Raw genomic sequence first — 20,848 nt, forward strand, 5'->3', positions numbered from 1 at the left:
CCGTTCGCTGTAATTTGAGCGTAAGGTGGGCCTGGAAACCACTCGCTTTCCTGTGGGGAGCTGGTGAGCCTCCTCAGCCGGCATAGCCGGACTCAGGGGGTCTCTCATCACCTAGATTGAAATGTGCAAGCGTGGTGCCTAGGACCGTACGGATAAGACAGCTTTTTGGAAAAGGCGTTTAGCCTTTGGAAAAAAGATGCCTTATCGCGCTAGGTCCTCCACGCTGGAACTAGACTGGCTCTTCTGCCCACGGGAGGCTCGCAGTTTCCAGGCCCACCTTTGCCATATTTCAGTGAATGCAAACATGCCATTTAAAACCTTCCTTGAAACTAGCCTCAGGGCCGTTCCCCCTTTTATAGACAGGGCTTGCCCGGGGACTGCGAGACTCCCGCGGGGCAAGGAGCCTAGGGGAGACCCCACAGAGAGCGAAGCGAACGAGGAGGCTTCCCAGCTCCCCGCAGGAAAGCGAGTTGTCCCCGGGCAAGCCCAAGCACTCATACACGCAACGGCACCCACCAAAGCGAATTGTCCTCGAGCAAGCTCATGCACTCATTAATCTTAATGGACCGTTTGCTATACCCTATTATTTCTCCACCTCTTCTCCCAAATGTTGCTATAATGAACTAAACAACGTAAAGAAAGCGGGTGGAGAGGTTTGAATATTATTGTATTTGGTGCATCAGGTGGGACCGGAAGAGAAGTGGTCAAGCTTGCTCTTGAGGAAGGGCATCGTGTCACGGCGTTTGTGAGAACTCCTTCGAAACTTACGATTCAGCATCCCCTCCTTCAGAGAGTAGAGGGAAATGGGTTAGATCGTGAGCGAGTGATCGAGGCGATTAAAGGGCACGATGCTGTTATTTCTGCTCTTGGTACGGACGGGTTAAAGAAAACTACTGCTCTTTCTGAGATCACGTCTCATATTTTAGCCGGGATGAAAGAACATGATGTATCCCGTATTGCTTATACGGCTTCTGCCGGTATCGATAACGAAATTCCAGGGTTTACAGGTTTCATGGCTACAAAAATCTTAAAGAATGTACTAGCGGATCATAAGCGTGCGGTCGATTTACTAAAAGAAAGTGGTACAGAGTGGACGATTGCGCGTCCTTTACGATTAGAAGATGGAACGCGTACGGGTGGTTACCGTATGGAAGCTTCAGGGGTTCCACAAGGTGGTAAGAGCATTTCGAGGTCAGATGTTGCCCACTTTCTTCTAAACTCTGTTACCAAACAAGATTATATTTTCCGTTCTGTCGGACTAGCCTATTAAATACTTGCTTCCCCCTTCATGAGTCATGGAGGGGGAAGCCTTTTTTTGGTGGATGTTCTCCTCTTTGGAATCTCAAAATTTTCTATTTCCCCTCCTCTCTGGTATGATATTTAGGAAGTCGAAATATCGCCTGGAACGAAAGAAGGGTCAAAAATTCAAAATCAAGAAAAAGTGTCAAAACAGAACCTACTGATTATGTGGTTTGCCAACTTTTTTATTGCCGGAAGCATGACCATGGTTATGCCGTTCTTATCCCTTTATATTGAATCATTCGGAAACTTTTCAGAAGCCTATGTCCAGCGTTGGTCTGGTTTAACATTTGGCGTTACATTCTTTACAGCTTTTTTGTTCTCCCCTATTTGGGGACGATTTGGAGACCGGTATGGTCGTAAAACGATACTTGTCATCTCAGGAGTAGGACTGGCTATAAGCGTTTTGCTTATGGGATTTGTCACCTCCGTTTTCCAACTGTTCATTTTACGTTTGTGTATGGGTGTGTTTACTGGATTTATCTCCACATCTCAAGCCCTTATTTCTACGCAAACACCTAAGGATTTATCTGGACAAGCTCTTGGTACTTTGCAAACAGGAAATGTAACGGGGAGTTTAATGGGGCCTTTATTTGGAGGAGTGTTAGCTGATAGCTACGGATTTTCGAGCACCTTTCAACTTACCTCGATTACGTTATTTATCGCCGCTATCTTCGTATTACTTGGTGTACGGGAATTTCGTATCGAGACAGAAGATGAGGGGCAGGAAACCTACTCACGGAAAGAGGTTATCCGTCATATCCTCTTAAATCCAATATTGGTTACAGTCATGGTCGTATCCATGTTCGTGCAGATTGCGCACTTTAGTATTCAGCCCATTCTTGCTTTGTTTGTAAGCGAAATTCATGGAACAGCTAATTTAGCCTTGTTTTCAGGAATTGCCTTCTCAGCAGCCGGGGTCGGCAACTTACTCATGGCGAGAAGATGGGGGAAAGTGGCTGATTCCATTGGGTATGAAAAAATTCTTGTCTTCCTTTTAATTGCTTCAGGGATTGTTTATTTACCAGGGGCCTTTGTAACGAATATATGGCAACTGATGATTTTACGATTCTTACTCGGAATTACAATTGGAGGCATTATCCCTGTACGAACTGCTTACATCCGCCAAGTCGCTCCCGTCTCTATTCAAGGAGAGGTACTCGGATACAGCACAAGCCTTCGCTTTTTAGGAAACATCATAGGCCCCGCACTCGGCGGTCTATTAGCAGGAGCCTATGGATTCACATCCGTCTTCTTTACAACGACGGTCCTATTGTTACTAAGCGGCTTAAGCCTTGCTTTAATGATGCACAGACAACCCACAACAGCCAACCACTACGGGTAAGATACAAAAGCGCATGCGCCCGGTTAGCAACGTACAGACTGGACCGTACCGCAGTGAGATAAAGGAAACACGTTGAGCCTCTGGCGAATCGATGTTGACTTATCGACCGGAGGTAAGGGAAGTCTGCTAGTTGCTGGGCGCTGGAGCTGGACGTCATCAAAAGCGCAAGCCACCCGGTTAGCCCCGTATAGACTGGACCGTACCGCAGCGAGATAAAGGAAACACGATGAGCCTCTGGCGAATCGATGTTGACTTATCGACCGGAGGTAAGGGAAGTCTACTAGGGGCTGGGTGGCTGGAGCTGGACGTCATCAAAAGCGCAAGCGCCCGGTTAGCAACGTACAGACTGGACCGTACCGCAGTAAGATAAAGGAAACACGTGTAAAAGCAAAGCGCCACCTTTACATTTCTTATGTAAGGGTGGCGCTTTCTGTTTGTCGGATTACCGGACGACCTACTGAGTAATACTCTATACGGTGTTTTTTAACCTGCTCAAGGTCATAACAATTTCGTCCATCAAATATAATCGCTTCGTCCATTAATTCTTCGTAATAGTGTAACGGTAGTTCTTTAAATTCATCCCATTCTGTCACAATAATAGCTACCTCTGATTCTGATAACGCTTCTTCTACATTCGAGGCAAACGTAACGGCCGGAAAGTACTCTTTCGCTCGCGGCATCGCAATTGGATCATAGGCTGTGATGGAAGCCCCTTCTCTTAATAAGCGATCGATGATAACAAGGGAAGCAGCTTCTCTTAAATCATCTGTTCCGGGTTTGAAGGATAATCCTAACACAGTTACGCGCTTACGAAGTAAGGTATCAAAACGCTCTTTCATTTGGTCCACTAATTTATTTTGCTGCTTGTTATTTACGTGGATAACGGATTCTAATAGTTCAAAGCGGTGTTCCACATGCCCTGCCATCTGCACGAGTGCTTTTGTATCTTTTGGGAAACATGAGCCTCCATAGCCGATTCCAGCCTGGAGAAATGATGGAGCAATCCGTTGGTCCATCCCCATTCCATTCGCCACATCTTCTACGTTTGCCCCCACCTTTTCACAAATCGACGCAATCTCATTGATAAAACTAATCTTCGTAGCGAGAAATGCATTAGATGCGTATTTGATCATCTCTGCACTTGCCAGATCTGTTGTCATAATCGGAATTTGTAATGGGGTATACATCTCCATAATAAGTTGACTTGTTTCCTCATGATTAGCTCCAATGACGATTCGATCCCCTTCGAAGAAATCCTTCAGAGCGCTGCCCTCGCGTAAAAATTCGGGGTTCGATGCGAGTTCAACCGGATGAGGGGTTCGTTCTTGTACATATTCATGCAATTTCTCACAAGTCCCTACTGGAACCGTACTTTTTACTACAATGGTTACAGGTTGTTGAACTGTATGAGCGATTCTTTCCGCTGCTTGATATATAAAAGTCAGGTTGGCTGATCCGTCTGACAGCTGTGGTGTGCCTACAGCTAGCATAATAATCTCAGCGTCCTGAAGCTCTTCATAATTAGAGGTAAACGTAATTCTATTCTGTCTTTGGTTCTCTTGAATCATAGGCTCGAGACTTTGTTCGTAAATGGGAGACTGTCCCCTTCGTAAAGAATCAATTTTTTTATGATCGATATCGATGCACGTGACCTGATGTCCGATATGAGCTAGGCCCACGCTAGTCACCAGTCCTACATATCCAGCACCCACTACTGCAATCTTCTTCATCTCTCGTCCTCCTCCCTTCTTCTATTTAAGCATAGGAAGCAACCGGATCGTCAATCGCCATCTCATATTGCAGTAATAATTGATCAAAGATCGAGCTCCATGAGCAACTTTTAGCGTACAAGCATGCCTGAACTCCCATTTCTTTTAAAGTTTCTTCGCTCTGAAGTAAATCTGTAATCGCCTCAACAAATTCTTCTACATGACCAGGTGTACAAAGTTTTCCATTCTTATTATGTGTAATAATTCCTTGTACACCACCTGCTCTAGAACCGATTACCGGTGTACCAGTAGCCATTGATTCTAGAACAACATTTCCAAACGTCTCCGTGCTTGAAGGGAAGACCATAAGAGAGGATGAAGCATAAATTTGAGCCAAACGCTCACCTTCCACATAGCCTGTGAAGGTCATATTTTCAGGTGCTTGTTTTTTTAACTCAGAGGCTAGCGGGCCATCACCAGCCATAACCCAGTGAACCTTACCTTGTAAGGATGCCGGCAATGAGGCGACAACCTTCATTAACACATCAAGGTCTTTCTCAAGCGCAAGCCTTCCCACATAACTTAAAATAAAAGGCTCATCGATATTATATCTCTCTCGAATGGTAGAGGTTCGATAGTTGGGGTGAAACAGCTGACAATCGACTCCCCGGCTCCATATACTTACATTTTGAAAACCACGTTGAATCAGTTCTCTCTTTGTATCTTCAGAGGGAACAAACGTCTTCCGAAACGGCGCATGAAACCAACGCATATATCTCCAAATCATTTTTGATAATAGAGGGAGCTCGTAATAATCTAAATAGCGGTCAAAATTCGTGTGATAAGAACCGACCATAGGAATGCCTAATTTCTTTCCATAATAGAGGCCTGTGAATCCAATATTAAAAGGTGTGGCGATGTGAATAAGATCAGGTTGAAAGGCTTCTAATTGCTTTCGGACACTCGAAATATTCGGTAATGATAATCGACATTCAGGATAAAGATAAAAAGGAATACTTCTAAAGCCTTGAATGTGTTCCGGATTTGCATTTTCTTGGTTTCCATCCGGAGCAAAAACGAGGTACTCTATTCCTTGATCATCAAGATAGTTCACAAACCGTTGAAGGGTTTTCGCCACGCCATTGACTTGAGGAGTAAAGGTATCTGTAAAAAGAGCAACTCTCATTATTCTTCCTCCCTCTAACTCGTAGTACTCAAAAAGTTGTTGTTACTATAAGTATAGAAAGAGTATATGGAGAAAGAATCAACGTACTGTAAAAATTGCTTCATGAACTTCGTCAAAATGTGAGTTCTTTCTTTTATCCACATGTGGATAACCTTTTGCTATGAACACTTCTGTATTCTTGTGGATAATCCCTTTCAACGCTATGACATGAGAATACCCAACTGGATATGTTAATATAGAGGAAAATGCTCAGAATAAAGGAAGTGACATCATGCGTGTCGTAAACAATATTGCTGATTTAATTGGAGAAACCCCTTTAGTCAAATTAAACCGAATTGTCCCTGAAGGTAGTGCAGATGTTTATGTAAAACTAGAAATGTTTAATCCAAGCGGGAGCGTAAAAGACCGCGCGGCTTACAATATGATGGTTGAAGCTGAAAATGCTGGCTATCTAAAAGAAGGATCTACGATTATTGAGCCAACAAGCGGGAACACTGGAATCGGTCTCGCTATGAACGCAGCGGCTCGAGGGTACCGAGCGATTCTAGTCATGCCTGATACAATGACACAAGAACGCATTAACCTACTCAAAGCATATGGAGCAGAAGTGGAACTAACACCAGGGTCCGAGAAGATGCCTGGCGCAATTCGTCGTGCTGAAGAGTTAGCTGAAGAAATTGACGGAGCATTTATTCCGATGCAATTTAAAAACATGGCTAACCCTGATGCCCATCGAAACACGACGGCTAAAGAAATTATCGAAGCGATGGATGAGCTCGGAAAGCCTTTATCCGCTTTTGTCGCAACAGCCGGTACAGGTGGCACTGTAACAGGTACAGGTGAGCCTCTTAAAGAGCATTATCCTGATTTATCTGTTCATGTAGTTGAACCAGAAGGATCCCCTGTTCTTTCAGGCGGTAAGCCAGGAAAGCACAAACTAGTCGGTACAAGCCCTGGATTTATCCCAGAAATTTTAAACCAGGAAGTATACGATGAGATCTTTAAAATTACAGATGAGCAAGCGTACGATGTGACGCGCAGTCTGGCTCGTGAAGAGGGAATCTTAGTAGGTCCTTCAGCAGGTGCAGCCGTCTATGCAGCAATTGAAGTAGCCAAACGCAAACAGCCCGGAGAAGCGATCGTGGTAATTGCTCCAGACACAGGGGAGCGTTATCTTTCAGGCGATTTATTCCGTTTCTAAAACGATAGGATGAAAACGTGAAAGGACGAAATCTTTTATGATTTCGTCCTTTTTTGATTTCTTTCATGACCTTCCCATCCTTCCCTCTTATTGTCATACAGGATTCAGCATATCTCCCTGACCCTTGCGAATACTACAAATGGGACATAAGAGCCTATAAATCAGGGAGGTCATAATCATGAACAAGAAATTAGTCTATGCTCTAACCGCTGTTCTTTCTTTAGGGGTTTTAGGAGCATGTAACAATACAGACACGAAAGAAAGCTTAAACGATACTAACAACTCAAATGTAGAACGCCTTACGTTTGAAAACCAGGGAAAGGGCGATTCCTACAGCGCTAACGACGGCAACGGCCGCTTTAACGTTCAAGGAGAAATGCGTCAGTATACAATCCCTGGCGGAGATATGAACGGAATGCGTGAAAATGTTGAGAAGTATGTACCTGATCAGTTTGAACAATACATGCAAGACGGCGAAAAACGTCGTCAATATCGTCAAGGTAAAGGCGATGGCAATGGACAGACTCAGTACTCACAGCCTGACCAAAACCAAACACCAAATCAAAATAACCAGAACCAGCAAAAGCAGCAAACTGAACAGCAAAAAGAGCAAACTGAAAAAGCTCAAAGCGACTTCAAAGCAAAAGTAGTTGAATTAACAAACAAAGAACGTAAAAAGAAAGGCTTACCTGCTTTAAAAGCAGATGCTGAACTTCGCGGGGTTGCCCAGAAGAAATCTGAGGATATGGTGAAGAACGATTACTTCTCTCACACTTCTCCTCGTTACGGAAGCCCATTTGAAATGATGCAAAACTTCGGCGTGGATTATAAAACAGCAGCGGAAAACATTGCTGCTGGTCAACAGACTCCAGAAAAAGTTGTTCAACAGTGGATGAATAGTGCAGGACACCGTAAAAACATTTTAAATAAAAATGTAACACACATCGGTATTGGTATTGCTAAAGGCGGAGAAATGGGTATTTACTGGACACAAATGTTTATTCAGAAATAAAGAATTGAAAAATCTCAGAGCTCATTATGAGCTCTGAGATTTTTTGTGTAAGGGGTATTTGTGGTTTGGTCTCTTGGCTGGGCGTTCGGACGCTTTTTGGGAGGGTACTGATGTTTTGGAGCGGTGTCCTGATGCTTTCGGGCGTGGTACTGACGATTTCGGGCGGTGTCCTGATGCTTTCGGGCGTGGTGCTGACGCTTTCGGGCGTGGTACTGACGTAGTACTGACACTTTGCCAGAGCGCCCTGGCTTAGCAGCATTTAAAAATCCCCCATTTGAGCCAAATGCTCAAATGGGGGATCAATATAGTTATGCTTGCTGTGCAATGGCTTCTTTACTCTCTAATTCGATGACATTTCGTTGTTCGTTGTGGCGGTTGACGGTTTTCACATTAAGTGTGCCATCGAACTTGTCGCCTTCTTGTGTAGTAAAGGTTACTTCTACATCCTTATTTTCCTCTTTTCGATGTTCGAACATTTCATATTGATCCACGTTATTTAACGTTAAATCACAGTGTTTCTTTCCATCTACTTGAGTAATGACATATGTTCCATGAGCAAATCGGATTGACTCGCCACTTTTTGTCATATATACATCTTTTAATTCTTGTTCTTGTGCTGGCATTCCTTGATCCCTCCATGAAAATGTCTTGTACAGTTTAATTGACGTTTTCTGCACTTTTTAAACCTCTAAAAGGGTTTGCACCAACTCATTCGCCCCCCCATATGATACATAAAAGCTTGATATGGGAGGCTTTATACGTGGCAAAAGAACTTCCTTTTTTTCACAAACCATTAGCTCTTTTTTTATTGGAAATGTGTGAAATTACGTATGAACAGTACAAACAAAAAGGGTTATTCGCGATTCCAAAGGGATTCACATTAGTCGATTCCTTTAAGGCCGCTTCTATTCAGGATATGGAATGGTTTGGTTTTATAATTGAAAGCAACGATGCTGTTATCATCGCTTTTCGAGGAACTCAGTCAGAGCCCGACTGGATTGCTGATGCACGCGTTTATGAAACCCCATTCCCCTATATGGAGGATGCGGGGTTAGTGCACACTGGTTTTTTAACCGTGTATGATTCTTGTCGAGATGCGATATTTGAAGCCTATAAAAAAGTATCCCCCCACAAAACCCTTTATATCACAGGACACAGCCTTGGCGCAGCTCTTTCCACCCTTCATGCCCTCGATGCATCCTTGCACGCCCCGTTTCCTCAGATTGTGATGTATAACTACGCTAGTCCCCGCGTGGGTAACAAGGAATTTACGATCACCTATCGAAACCGTGTCCCTTTGAGCATTCGATTTGTGAATGTACACGACGTTGTCACCAAAGTTCCTCCGACCATTATTTATTGCCCGATTACAAAGCAAGTCTGGTACTATGCCCATGTTAAAGCCCAGATGTCGTTTTCTATCCAGACAGAAACCATCTCAGGAAACCATAGCCTGGTCACCTATAAGAAAGGGATTGAACAATTTTTATAGCGTCAGACGCCTAGTCTTCAAAATTGTACAAAATTCTTCTTCATTTGGTATAACTAAACCTCAGATTCGCGCATACAATATATTAGAATATTCAGATAATATAAAGTTAGGGGCCCCCACTCTATCTTTTGTCGATGACCATAAGCTTCGGAAAAAAATCAATCTTTGAGAGGTGTGACGTATATGTTATCGATTAAGACGCTGAAGCCCTTTTATGTAAAGCAAGAAACTCGGAATATCCGGATTATGTTAGCTTATCAATACTTCACCATTCATATTGATGGAGACGTCTATCAATTTGTACCCATTGAGGGTCGGGAAATTGTTGTGAACCGCAAGACAAAGCGAATTGAAAACGCGAAAGACATTCTTGTCTTCCAAAAAGGCAAACATATGATTCAAATTTCAATTGAAGAGCTTCTGGATATCCCTGAATTCTTAACACATGTTCACTCAATCGCTCATCGTTATTTAACAAAGCAACTTCCTGTTACTTTAGAGAAATCAGGTGATATCATTTATGAATTAGAGCGCCAAAATGCTATGCGACTCATTGATGAAGCCATTGACCAGAACGATAAGGAAGCGTTCCTTGAGCTTTGCAGCTACATGAATGAACACTTTGCTGTATCACATGAAACTCAAAAATAACCCCTGTCACTTCAGCGCTTTTTATTGAGATGGTCTCTCGTTGAGGAAGCGTGATGAAGTGATAGGGTCTATTTTTTACTTATACTTATAATAATCTGTAGAAATTTCTCGAATAAATCGACTCGGTTCACCAAGAGTGAGTAACGATAGTTCATGCATAGCCCTTGTACAAGCTGTATAGAAAAGATGACGGTCTAATTGAAACTGGTAGTTCTCATCGGATGCATCATGGAGAAGGACAGCGTCAAATTCAATTCCTTTTGCTAAATACACAGGAATAACAATTATGCCTTTTGTGAACGTGTACGTGTCTTTATCCATAAGACGAACGGGAATATCTTTAGATACCAGGACATCGTAAGCTTTTTGACTTTCCTCTGCCGTCTTACAAATAATAGCGATCGTTTCATACTTCTTCTCACCAAGGCGATACAATTCTTTAATGAGCGAATGTTGATGTTCTTCTTGAGTGGCAGTGCTCACAAGTAGTGGCATGACTCCTTCACGATTGAAGGGTTGAATGCTCTCTCCGCCTGGAATCAATTGTTTTGTGAACTCTATAATTTGGCGTGTAGAGCGATAACTCCGAAGAAGCGTTAAATATTCTGCACGATTTGCTTCATAAAGGTCCTCAGACAGAAGATTCGGCGCATGAAGCGTATGAGCATAGATGGCTTGGTTATAATCTCCGAGCACCGTCATACGACTGTAAGGAAATAGTTTTTTCAAAAAGGCAAACTGAAACGGGGAGTAATCTTGTGCCTCATCTATAAATAAATAACGAATGTGATTATAGATATGCGTTCCTTTAATAAGGTCTTCTAAATATAAGAAAGGCGTCACATCCTCATAGAACAGGGTGCCATGTTCTAATTGATCCGTTGTTTGGTTTGCGGCCTCTTTGCTAAGCCCAGTTCTCGATTGAAATAGTGACTTATAGATCGTTTTCATGTTCAAGAACTGCAGATCATGAATTTTTCGCTTAATGGGTTTTGTATATTTCTTAACGATTGCCTTTGATAACAGTTTTTGTTCGAGTACGGCATCATCAAATGTTTCGGCATTGCCTCTGTATCCTGCTTGTAATTTTTGATGAATTTTTAGGTATTCTTCTTTTCCCAATAACTCAATTTCTTCCTCGACCCATTCTTTAGAGCGTTCTCTCTTCTCCATAGCTTCGATTTCACTGAGTAACCAATTAACTACCTCCTCCAGACGATTCGGTATGGAGATAAAAGGATCCAGGGTATAGAAGTGGTTCTCTATTTCCTCTTTGGAGACGATAATTTCTCCTCGGAATTTAATATTTTTAAATGCTAATCCCTTTTTAGCAAGGGAATCTGCATAATGATCTACATCTTCCTTAAATTGAAGCGTCGCCTTATATTGGACTCCTTCTAAGCGTGTTTCATAGGTTTCATTGCGTTCTGCCGTCAGCAAATATTCTAGCTGATCATAAGCATCCTCGTATTGAAGCCTCGTTTGCAGGCGATCTTCCATATATTCTTGAAAGGTGGTCTGCGCAATGTTTTCCTCTCCTAATTCAGGGAGGACATTAGCCACATAGCTGTTAAACATCGGATTTGGGGAAAATAGCATCATTTGATCCGCTGTAATCTTCGTTCGATACCGATAGAGTAGGTAAGCGACTCGTTGAAGCGCTGCAGATGTCTTTCCGCTACCGGCAACACCCTGAACAACTAAAAAGGGGCGTTGATCATATCGGATAATTTGGTTCTGCTCCTTCTGAATGGTAGCAACGATACTCTTCATTTGGGTATTAGCTTGGTTTCCAAGGACTTCTTGAAGGAGCTCATCCCCTATCGTGACACCGGTATCAAACATCCCTTTAATTTCTCCCTGGCGTATGATGTATTGGCGTTTCACATCCATAGTCCCCTCAATAGTCCCTTCTGGTGTATCGTACTCTGCAGGTCCCGGAGAATAATCGTAGTAAAGGCTAGAGATCGGAGCTCTCCAATCATAGACGAGGAAATTCTCATCCTGCCGGTCCATTAAAGAAGAGATCCCTATGTACACTTGATCTGTCTCCTGACTACGGGCTTCTGTGAAATCCACCCGCCCGAAATAAGGAGAGCTCTTCATCCGCTTCAGCGTTTTTAGTTGATCATAGACATGCTTATGGCTCCGCTCTCGCTCACCTAACAGTTCGGCCTGCTGACGGAGACTGTTGTAAGTTTCCATAATATCATCAGGCTCATCAATATTAACCGTTACATCTTCCCAGAATGTTTCCCGGAGGCCAATGACCTCTTCTTTTACATCTCCTGCTTTCTCTTGGATATCCTCTACTTTCTGTTCAATCTCTTGAACCACTTTGTCTACCCGCTCTTGTTCTCGCTGCCGCTCATCCACAGGAAACTCCCCCTTCTGCATGTATTTCTATACTTATCTTTTTTTCTTAACTTCACTCGGTAAGGTGAGACTCAACAACCATTAACATAGCCTTTTCAAACCCACCTTATACTTTCACTCAACGACTTGCTGGCCAAATTGAACGTCAACGAGACTTCGGTAAAAACCACCGTGAGAAACTAATTGGTCATGTGTCCCTCTTTCAATAATCGAACCATTTTGAAGCACGACAATTTGATCGGCTTGATAGATGGTATGCAAACGGTGAGCAATCACGAAACTGGTGCGCCCTTTCATTAACTTCTTAAGAGCGTCATTAATCTTCATCTCTGTTAATGTATCTATACTACTCGTTGCTTCATCTAAAATCAGAATGGCAGGGTCTTTAATCATGGCTCTAGCAATAGAGAGAAGCTGCTTCTGGCCTTGACTGATACTAGCGCCTGAAGATTGCAGAATCGTATCATATCCATCTGGAAGCTTACAAATGAAAGAATGAGCGTTTGCCTCCTGAGCCGCTTTCTCCACCTCTTCATTAGTCGCGTCAAGTTTTCCATACCGTATATTCTCTCGAATGGACGTCTCAAATAAGAAGGAGTCTTGAAGAACGACTGCCATTTGTGTCCGTAAACTTTCTCTCGTAATTTGTTTCGTATCTTTTTGATCCACGAGTATCCGTCCTTGATCAGGATCGTAGAAACGAAGAAGTAACGAAATAATAGTTGTTTTCCCTGCGCCTGTCGGACCCACTAATGCAACCGTATCGCCAGGCTTCGCATGGAGGTCAATCTTATGGAGAGTGGCTTGGTCCTCTTCATAAGCGAAAGACACCGATTCAAAACGTACATCCCCTTTTACATTTGTAAGACGAGACTCCTTACCTTCTTTTGCTTCAGGCGCTTCATCCATGACTTGAAACACTCGCTCAGCCCCTGCAACCGCAGAGAGAATCATATTGAACTGATTCGCTAAATCATTCAAAGGCCGCGTGAATTGCCTTGAGTAGGTCGTAAAGGTAACAATAACCCCAACAGAAATAGAACCCTTAACCGCTAAATAGCCACCGGCCCCAACAATAATAGCAAAGCTCACATTATTTAACATATTCATCAATTTAGGAATAAATCCTGTGTAAGTTTGCGCCCAATAGCCTGCTGTCTTTAATTGGGCATTCTTCTCATTAAATTCATCCATGGTTTCTTTCTCTCTTGAGAATAACTTTATAATAGAGTGACCACTTAACGACTCTTCAATATAGCCATTCAGATCTCCGAGGTGCCGTTGCTGATCCTTAAAATATATACTCGTGCGTTTCGTGATCCATTTCATTCCTAAAACTAAAACAGGAACAATGATCAACGTAAGAAGCGTTAGTATGGGACTTAACCAAATCATCATCCCAATGGTCCCTATAAGCACTAATATACTTGTCGTAAACTGAATAATGGATGAGTTCAGGGTTCGGCTAACATTCTCCATATCATTCGTGAGACGGCTCATTAATTCCCCGTGTTGCTGTTTTTGAAAGTAGGAAAGTGAGAGTTTCTGCAAGTGGGCAAATAAATGTTCACGCATGCTGTATACAGTATGTTGTGAGACTCCGATCATCCAGTAATTTTGCAAGATAAGTGCAATCATTTGAAAGAGGTAAATAGCTCCTAAGCCAATGAATAACTGTATTAATTCGCCGGTCTCTACTTTCTCAATAACACGGTCTACAGTTAATCCGAGTACGTAGGGACCAACTAATGAAAGACCAGAACTGATTAGCACCATGAGCATCACAAGGATAAAGAGCCCTTTATGTTGAGCCACATACTTCCAAATTCGTTTCAAAGTAGCACCCATGTCATTAATTTTAGGCGGTTTCTGCCCCATTCTGGCATGGGGATGAGATTTAATAGGAGTTCTCGACATAGTTACCCGCCCCCTTTTGTTGCTGAGATTCGTATAACGTTTGATAAAATGGATTGTTTGTTAGCAACTCATTATGAGTCCCTATCCCCTGCACTTCTCCTTCATGTAGGAGGAGCAGTTGATCCGCTTCCTTTACTGAACTTATTTTCTGGGCAATAATGAATACGGTATAAGGAAGGCGGCTTAACTTTCTTAAAATTTCTGATTCTGTCTTCGCATCTAAAGCACTTGTACTATCGTCTAATATTAATACATCGGGCTTTTTCATAAGTGCTCTCGCTATACAGATCCTCTGCTTTTGCCCACCTGAGAAATTCACACCCTTTTGACCGATTTTGGTATCAAACCCTTTCGGTAAGGCTTTTATAAATTCATATATTCCAGCATCCATTGTAGACTGTCTCAAATCTTCTTCGGTCCCTTCTGGATTTCCCCATAACAAATTCTCTCTTACGGTTCCAGAAAAGAGATGGGCCTCTTGAGGCACAACTCCCACCTTATCTCTTATTTCTGTTACATCTAACTCATCGCTATTCGTTTCTGCAAATGTAATCTGTCCGCTTGTTGGCCCGTAAAGTCGGGGGATGAGCTGTGCAAGTGTTGTTTTTCCTGCCCCTGTTTCACCAAGAATGCCGAGCATCTCTCCCTGGCGAACTGTAAAGCTAATATTCTTTAAGGCAGGGTAGCTCGTTCTTGTAGGGTAAGAAAATGAAACATTGTGAAACGTAACGTCCCCTGCTTGGTAAGCGGCTGTTTGCTTTTGACCTTGTTCTCCCTTTTGTTCTTTTAAAATGGATTCAATTCTTGAAATGGATGCTCTCCCTCGTGAGAACAGCATAATTAAGAAAGAAAACACCCCAAAGGAGAACATAATTCGCATACCATAATTGAGAACGGAAACGACTTCACCAGGCTGCGTCCCTCCCCCATTTAATTGATAAGACCCAAACCATAGGATGACAATGAGGCTCACGTTCATTCCAAACATAATCATCGGCATTGTTGTCTCCATCAGACGAAGCGCCTTTGTGTTGGCTTTACGTAAAGGACCATTCGCTTCTTGAAATTGTTGCTGTTCAAAATCTCCACGATCATATGCTTTCACTAACCGCATATTAAATAGATTTTCTCTTATCACATGATTAACCTGATCAAGCTTAACCTGAACAGAGCGAAATCGTTTAACCCCCTTCGTCATGACGATGATCATACACCCTAGTAATAAGGGGACGACTAGGAGTAAGATAAGCGCCAGATCCGGTTCCACCACGAAGGCCATGACAAGTCCAAATAAGATAAAGAGCGGAGCCCGAAGCATAATACGCATGGCCATAAATAAGAGGCTTTGAAGTTGCGTTACATCACTTGTCATTCTGGTCAGTAATGTGGATAGGGAATACGTTTGAAGTTGGGTCGGAAAAAAGTACTGTATTCTCTGAAACATGTCTTTACGTACATTATGGGCAACTCCCTGACTCACATTAGCTGCAAAGAAAGAGTTTGTAATTCCTGCTGTAAAAGCAAGAAGGGAAAGTCCTAGCAGAAGCCCTCCCCAGCCCGCTACAGCGGAAAGGTCTTGTTTTAATACCCCTCTATCGATAATGATCCCCATGATAAGAGGCTGAAGTAGCTCAACGATTAATTCTACAACCATTAAGAGAAGGGCAATAATTGCAGATCCTTTGTAAACCTTTATGTATGAAGCGATGGTCTTCATTATTGAAACACCTCTTGTTTGCTGAATATTCAAATAGTTTATGATAAAAAACAGTTCCTTACAAGGCTATAGTGTAGAAAAAAGGTCTGTGAACGTACGTACTCAGACCTTTTCGTTCTCTTATTTAGTTAGATCTTTCTGAAGGTCTTGATGGCGTTCTGAGGATTTTAGTCTCCCCTTCACAACCCTTTCTCCCTTTTCAATGATCCATTGTAGGGCTAATCCATGTAGCACGACCCCTAAGATAGACGTAAACACTAGCATAATAATAGAGAACGTGCTGAGCGAAATTCCACTTTGATGCCCGAAAAACAGTAGTTGTCTGCCTATCATAAGGAAGGCATCAGAAAATGTTGAGATTTCGCCTTCTGCCATCCACAATAGGGACGATTCAATGGCTAGCAGAGTAGCCATTAACCCAAAAAGAACAATCTTAGACTTATAGGTAAGTCGGTTGATAAGGGGTTCTACATAATATTTCGTAATGGTTTTTATACGAAAGAGATAAATAATGCGCACAATACGTGCCATTTGAAAGAATTGGTCAAAGGGAATCACCGCAACAACTAGAAAGGGGTTCTGTTTCACGAACTCCCATTTATTCTTTGTCAGTACCAGACGGATTAGAAAGTCTATCATAAAGATCCCCCATACAATCCAGTTCACCACAGAATCATACGGGCGGTCGCTCCATAATGTCATTATGGTAACCATAACAAGCAGAACCATAATGCCTTCATATAAACGCTTAAAGATTTTCATGTTCTCGTCCTTTACATCGCCTTTGCTACTAGTATATCACGATGATTAAAATTCGGACCCTTGCATGTGGAAATTGTTCTTCCCCTCATTCTTAACCTTATAAAGAGATTGATCTGCTCTCTTTATCAATTCATCCGCTTCATTTCCATGTTCAGGATACAAGCTGACTCCGACGCTTGCATGAATCGGGATTTCAATCTTCTCCCGTGAATATGGATTATGCTTAAATCGTTTAAGCAGGGTCTTCACTTCTCCCCTTACATAGTCAGAAGAAGGAATTTCATCCAAGCAAATAACAAATTCGTCTCCTCCTAGCCTAGCTGCAAACCCCTTTCCGCTAACAAATTCCGTCACTTCCTGAGCCACATGCTTTAGGAATTCATCCCCAACTGCATGCCCATACTGGTCATTTACTTGTTTAAAAGAATCTAAATCAAATAGAATGATTGCCATATAGAGAGGACCATGACCTTGAAGTCTTTCTTCTAAAGATTGGTAGAAAGAACGCCGATTAGGGAGTTGAGTTAACGAGTCATGATAAGCAAGGAAGGAAACTTGTTCTGCCTTTTGCTTCTCAGAGGTAATATTTCGGATAATGATCATGAAATAAGGCTCTTGGTCAACAAATAAGAAGTCACCGTCAATTAGCAAATGACGGATTTGTCCGTCTTTAACACTCTCAATCTCCGCTTCAAATTGTCTTACGGGCTGACGTTTTTCGAAAATTTTATCATACAACTCAATCCATTCCTGCTGATGCGTAGCTTGATAGGCTTCAAATACATTTCGACTCTTTATGTTCGCATCTTCTAGGAAGTGTTGGGCTGTCGGGTTCGCTTCTTTAATCATCCCTTTACTATCTACTAACAGAATGGCGTTTGGATTGAGGGTGAACAAAATCTCATATCGTTTAGAATATGACGATAGGAAATCATATTTCAGCATAGCCATCCTTAACATAAAGCACCAGACAACTCCGGCAAAGATATAAGGATGAGGGGGTAACCACGGACCAAAATCTATATAACCGAACACGATATTCCATCCTAAAACAAACACAAACGAATATAACAATATATCCATGATCCGTTTTCGTTCTAAGGAATCAACCACTTTCCTTTGTTGGACAATCATATAGATAAAGAAAAGGGTTAATATATTCCCAGTTGTAATTGATGCAAAGTAAGGAACATTATGGATGGGTAACTTCCATATTCCTTGCTGCACAAAGTTACTGCTATTGAACACATTGCTAACAGAGAGTACGGTTACCAGAACAAATAAAACAGGTACATAATAAATATATGGACGTAAGCGGGCGGGTATTCGGTATTTGAAGGACGTCACTTCAGCAACAAAGTGAAAACCGAAGCTTGTAAGGAGAGCACCTACATTACCAAACCAAAATGCGACTAAGGGGGCACTATATTGAATGGGGAGTAAATGACGTATATATTCTTCTAAGAACAACAACATATATCCCAGAACAATCAAGCTGGCCAGCCGATGGATCTTACTTTGGACATTTCTAAGCAGAACCTCAATGGCCATATAAAACAGAAATAAGAACGGAATTAAGTAGACAAAGAGACTTACTATAGTCGATTCGACAGTCATACAAACACACTTCTCTTCATTAGTTTTCATTCATTATATTTAGATTAGCATGAATTACTCATATAATTAACTCAAAACGCTTTTTTCAAACCAAATAATAGGCATAAAGATCTACTAATCTCACATTCACCTTACGAATAAGGCTCATGCATATTCGTTTTCATTCCCTTCCGTTTATGATAGAGTACTTCGAGTATCGAAAGCACTAAACCTAATATAGGAGGAAAGATATGCAACAGGAATCAACTCCGCTTTTCAAACAAGGATACTTTAAGACCATTCTCATTCTCAGTATTGCTGTATGGCTTGTTGTTATGAATACCACAATGTTTAACGTGGCCCTCCCAAATGTCCTTACAGATTTTGACCTCTCCCCGTCTCAAGGAGCATGGATTGTCTCAGGATATTCGATTGTACTCGCGATCTTTACGATTTCCTACACTCGTCTAAGTGATTACATCCCTTTGAAACGCTTGTTGATCATTGGAATCATTCTGTTTGCCTCAGCATCAATATTCGGCTATTTCACACAGAATTTCGTCTGGCTTATGATTGCGCGTCTCTTGCAAGCCGCAGGGGCAGCCGCCATTCCAGGACTGTCTTATGTCTATGCCGGCCGCTTTGTACCAGGCCACCACAGAGGACGAGCCATGGCTTTTATCGCTTCAGCTTCCTCACTCGGCTTTGGACTTGGTCCCGTATTTGGAGGGGCGATCACAGATTATTTAAGTTGGAATTTCTTATTCGTCTTCACGTTACTAGTCGTAGCGGTCTTACCTATACTAAATAAGAGGTTACCGAAAGAAGAGACCAAACCAGGACAGTTTGATAAAATCGGTGCTGTATTAACCGGGCTATCGGTTACAGCTCTACTGTTGTTTATCTCTACGATTACGTGGTATTACCTGGTGATTGGTCTGGTTTTCATAGGCGGATTATGGTGGCACTTAAATCAGAAAACGTCCCCTTTTATTCAGCCTGAATTGATTCGAAATAAGTCGTATCGTTTAATTGTCTATATGAGTTACTTAGGCTTTACCACCCACTTTGCCATTCTTGTTCTCATGCCTCTAATGTTGAAAAATGTATACGATAAGAATCCGACAACGGTAGGATTAATTATCTTTCCAGGAGCGTTCCTTTCAGCAATAGCAGCTGTCTATGTAGGACGATTAATCGACCGATACGGAAATATTCGCATCATGCTTCTCGCTCATGTGCTTTTGACAGCATCGACCGTTATCTTTTATTTCCTATCTCCGATTAATGAATATATGATTATGTTTGGTTACATGTTTACAAGCTTTGGATTTTCAAGCCTTTCCTCAAGCTCTACAAATGAAGTGTCCCGTTTCCTTCCATCAGCCCTTATCGGATCAGGGATCGGCCTCAAACAGCTTATCCAATTTGTCGGCTCAGCATCAGGGCCCGTATTAGCAGGATTCTTTTTAGAATTTGGAGATCAGCAATATTCTGTTGAATCTTTCCAGAACACCTTCCTGTTTATCCTTGTCCTCATGATTTTGTCTTGTCTAATTTTCTGGCAAATGGTAAAAAAATCTACTCAAACCAATTAACGATCAATAATTATGTAAAAAGCTGTCCCTTTATAGGGACAGCTTTTTTATGGTTTATGGGATATCATACCCTTGAGAACTGGTATAGATCTCAAACCACTGATCTTTTGAAAGGGATAGATCAAGTGAAGCTACAGCCGTTTGAATACGTTCTATTTTACCTGAACCAACAATCGGCATAATATGTGCTGGATGAGCAAGTAACCAAGCATACATCACCTGGTCGATTCCCTCACCTCCAACTTCTCCTGCCACTTTTTCAAGGGTGGTTCGCAGGCGAACGGCACGCTCACTATCGCTAGTGAATACATCTCCTCCACCAAGTGGAGACCAGGCCATAGGGGCCATCCGTTTTTCCATGCACGTATCTAGTGTCCCATCATGAATGTTTTCAAGGTTATAAGGTGACAATTCAATTTGATTGGTCACAAGTTCAACATCTACAAATGACTGAAGCATGTCTAATTGATGCTTCTTGAAGTTCGATACGCCGAAATGGCGAACTTTCCCTCCGTTTTTCAATTCACGAAAAGCTTCTGCGACTTCTTTAGGATTCATAAATGGATCTGGTCTGTGAATGAGTAATAAATCGATATAATCCGTTCCAAACGCTTCTAAAGAATGTTCAACAGACTTCAAGATGTGGGCTTTGCTTGTATCATAATGGTGAGATTTATGCTCAGGACGGTTCTCTGATTCAAGAACAATCCCGCACTTCGTTACAATTTCCATCCTTTCACGAAGCTCTGGTTTAAGAGCCAGCGCCTCACCGAATAATGGTTCACAAGTATAACTTCCATAAATATCAGCATGATCAAATGTCGTAATACCTAGGTCTAAACACTGTTCGATTAATTCGACCACCTGTTCGTTTGAGTACTTCCAGTCCGCCAATCTCCATTGTCCATGTACAATTCGGGACAGAGATAAATCCTCGGCTAGTTGAATACGTTCCATGAGTGATGCTCCCTTCAAATATGTATATAC

General features: G+C 42.1%; 16 protein-coding genes. 7 read left to right on the forward strand and 9 right to left on the reverse strand.

Translation table 11 applies throughout. The features are described from left to right. Window positions 1-655: 655 nt before the first annotated feature. On the forward strand, window positions 656-1,270 hold the full coding sequence (locus QNI29_RS20335) for an NAD(P)-dependent oxidoreductase (RefSeq protein ID WP_231419507.1): 615 nt from the start codon (window positions 656-658) through the stop codon (window positions 1,268-1,270). Between the two features lie 195 nt (window positions 1,271-1,465). Beyond that, window positions 1,466-2,644, forward strand: coding sequence for an MFS transporter (locus QNI29_RS20340; protein WP_231419565.1), 1,179 nt, complete (start codon window positions 1,466-1,468; stop codon window positions 2,642-2,644). Between the two features lie 410 nt (window positions 2,645-3,054). Here QNI29_RS20340 and QNI29_RS20345 read toward each other — a convergent pair whose 3' ends face one another. Further along, entirely contained in the window at window positions 3,055-4,374 is a 1,320-nt protein-coding gene (locus tag QNI29_RS20345) for a UDP-glucose dehydrogenase family protein (RefSeq protein WP_231419506.1), read from the reverse strand. Between the two features lie 25 nt (window positions 4,375-4,399). After that, window positions 4,400-5,539, reverse strand: a complete 1,140-nt coding sequence (locus tag QNI29_RS20350; protein WP_231419505.1) for a glycosyltransferase family 4 protein — start codon at window positions 5,537-5,539, stop codon at window positions 4,400-4,402. Between the two features lie 271 nt (window positions 5,540-5,810). Here QNI29_RS20350 and cysK point away from each other — a divergent pair, with 271 nt between their 5' ends. Both cysK and QNI29_RS20360 read left to right on the forward strand, forming a co-directional pair. Next, window positions 5,811-6,740: a cysteine synthase A gene (gene cysK, locus QNI29_RS20355; protein WP_231419504.1), complete on the forward strand. Its 930-nt coding sequence runs from the start codon at window positions 5,811-5,813 to the stop codon at window positions 6,738-6,740. 178 nt (window positions 6,741-6,918) lie between these two features. Next, window positions 6,919-7,752, forward strand: a complete 834-nt coding sequence (locus QNI29_RS20360) for a CAP domain-containing protein (RefSeq protein ID WP_231419503.1) — start codon at window positions 6,919-6,921, stop codon at window positions 7,750-7,752. A 308-nt stretch (window positions 7,753-8,060) separates the two neighbouring features. On the opposite strand, the gene QNI29_RS20365 is transcribed toward QNI29_RS20360, so the two are convergent. Further along, the gene (locus QNI29_RS20365) at window positions 8,061-8,375 is read right to left on the reverse strand and encodes a hypothetical protein (RefSeq protein WP_231419502.1); all 315 of its coding nucleotides are present in this window, start codon (window positions 8,373-8,375) and stop codon (window positions 8,061-8,063) included. A gap of 191 nt (window positions 8,376-8,566) precedes the next feature. On the opposite strand from QNI29_RS20365, the gene QNI29_RS20370 reads away from it, so the two are divergent. Continuing rightward, on the forward strand, window positions 8,567-9,244 hold the full coding sequence (locus QNI29_RS20370; protein ID WP_231419564.1) for a lipase family protein: 678 nt from the start codon (window positions 8,567-8,569) through the stop codon (window positions 9,242-9,244). 183 nt (window positions 9,245-9,427) lie between these two features. Then, window positions 9,428-9,895, forward strand: coding sequence for an IDEAL domain-containing protein (locus QNI29_RS20375; protein ID WP_231419501.1), 468 nt, complete (start codon window positions 9,428-9,430; stop codon window positions 9,893-9,895). Between the two features lie 75 nt (window positions 9,896-9,970). Here QNI29_RS20375 and helD read toward each other — a convergent pair whose 3' ends face one another. From helD to QNI29_RS20400, 5 genes are all read right to left on the reverse strand, one after another. Continuing rightward, on the reverse strand, window positions 9,971-12,271 hold the full coding sequence (gene helD / locus QNI29_RS20380) for an RNA polymerase recycling motor HelD (protein ID WP_231419500.1): 2,301 nt from the start codon (window positions 12,269-12,271) through the stop codon (window positions 9,971-9,973). Window positions 12,272-12,385: 114 nt separating this feature from the next. Further along, window positions 12,386-14,188 (reverse strand): ABC transporter ATP-binding protein, encoded by a 1,803-nt coding sequence (locus QNI29_RS20385; RefSeq protein ID WP_231419499.1) that lies wholly within the window; start codon window positions 14,186-14,188, stop codon window positions 12,386-12,388. Beyond that, window positions 14,169-15,905, reverse strand: coding sequence for an ABC transporter ATP-binding protein (locus QNI29_RS20390; RefSeq protein ID WP_231419498.1), 1,737 nt, complete (start codon window positions 15,903-15,905; stop codon window positions 14,169-14,171). The genes QNI29_RS20385 and QNI29_RS20390 overlap by 20 nt, the downstream gene beginning before the upstream one ends. Before the next feature lie 120 nt (window positions 15,906-16,025). After that, on the reverse strand, window positions 16,026-16,667 hold the full coding sequence (locus tag QNI29_RS20395; RefSeq protein WP_231419497.1) for a transporter: 642 nt from the start codon (window positions 16,665-16,667) through the stop codon (window positions 16,026-16,028). A 45-nt stretch (window positions 16,668-16,712) separates the two neighbouring features. Beyond that, on the reverse strand, window positions 16,713-18,284 hold the full coding sequence (locus tag QNI29_RS20400) for a sensor domain-containing diguanylate cyclase (protein ID WP_231419496.1): 1,572 nt from the start codon (window positions 18,282-18,284) through the stop codon (window positions 16,713-16,715). Between the two features lie 230 nt (window positions 18,285-18,514). On the opposite strand from QNI29_RS20400, the gene QNI29_RS20405 reads away from it, so the two are divergent. Further along, window positions 18,515-19,861: an MFS transporter gene (locus tag QNI29_RS20405; protein WP_231419495.1), complete on the forward strand. Its 1,347-nt coding sequence runs from the start codon at window positions 18,515-18,517 to the stop codon at window positions 19,859-19,861. Window positions 19,862-19,915: 54 nt separating this feature from the next. On the opposite strand, the gene QNI29_RS20410 is transcribed toward QNI29_RS20405, so the two are convergent. Beyond that, window positions 19,916-20,818: an aldo/keto reductase gene (locus QNI29_RS20410; protein WP_231419494.1), complete on the reverse strand. Its 903-nt coding sequence runs from the start codon at window positions 20,816-20,818 to the stop codon at window positions 19,916-19,918. Between the last annotated feature and the right edge of the window lie 30 nt (window positions 20,819-20,848).

The sequence above is a fragment of the Pontibacillus chungwhensis genome (genome assembly GCF_030166655.1).
Taxonomy (GTDB): Bacteria; Bacillota; Bacilli; order Bacillales; family BH030062; genus Pontibacillus.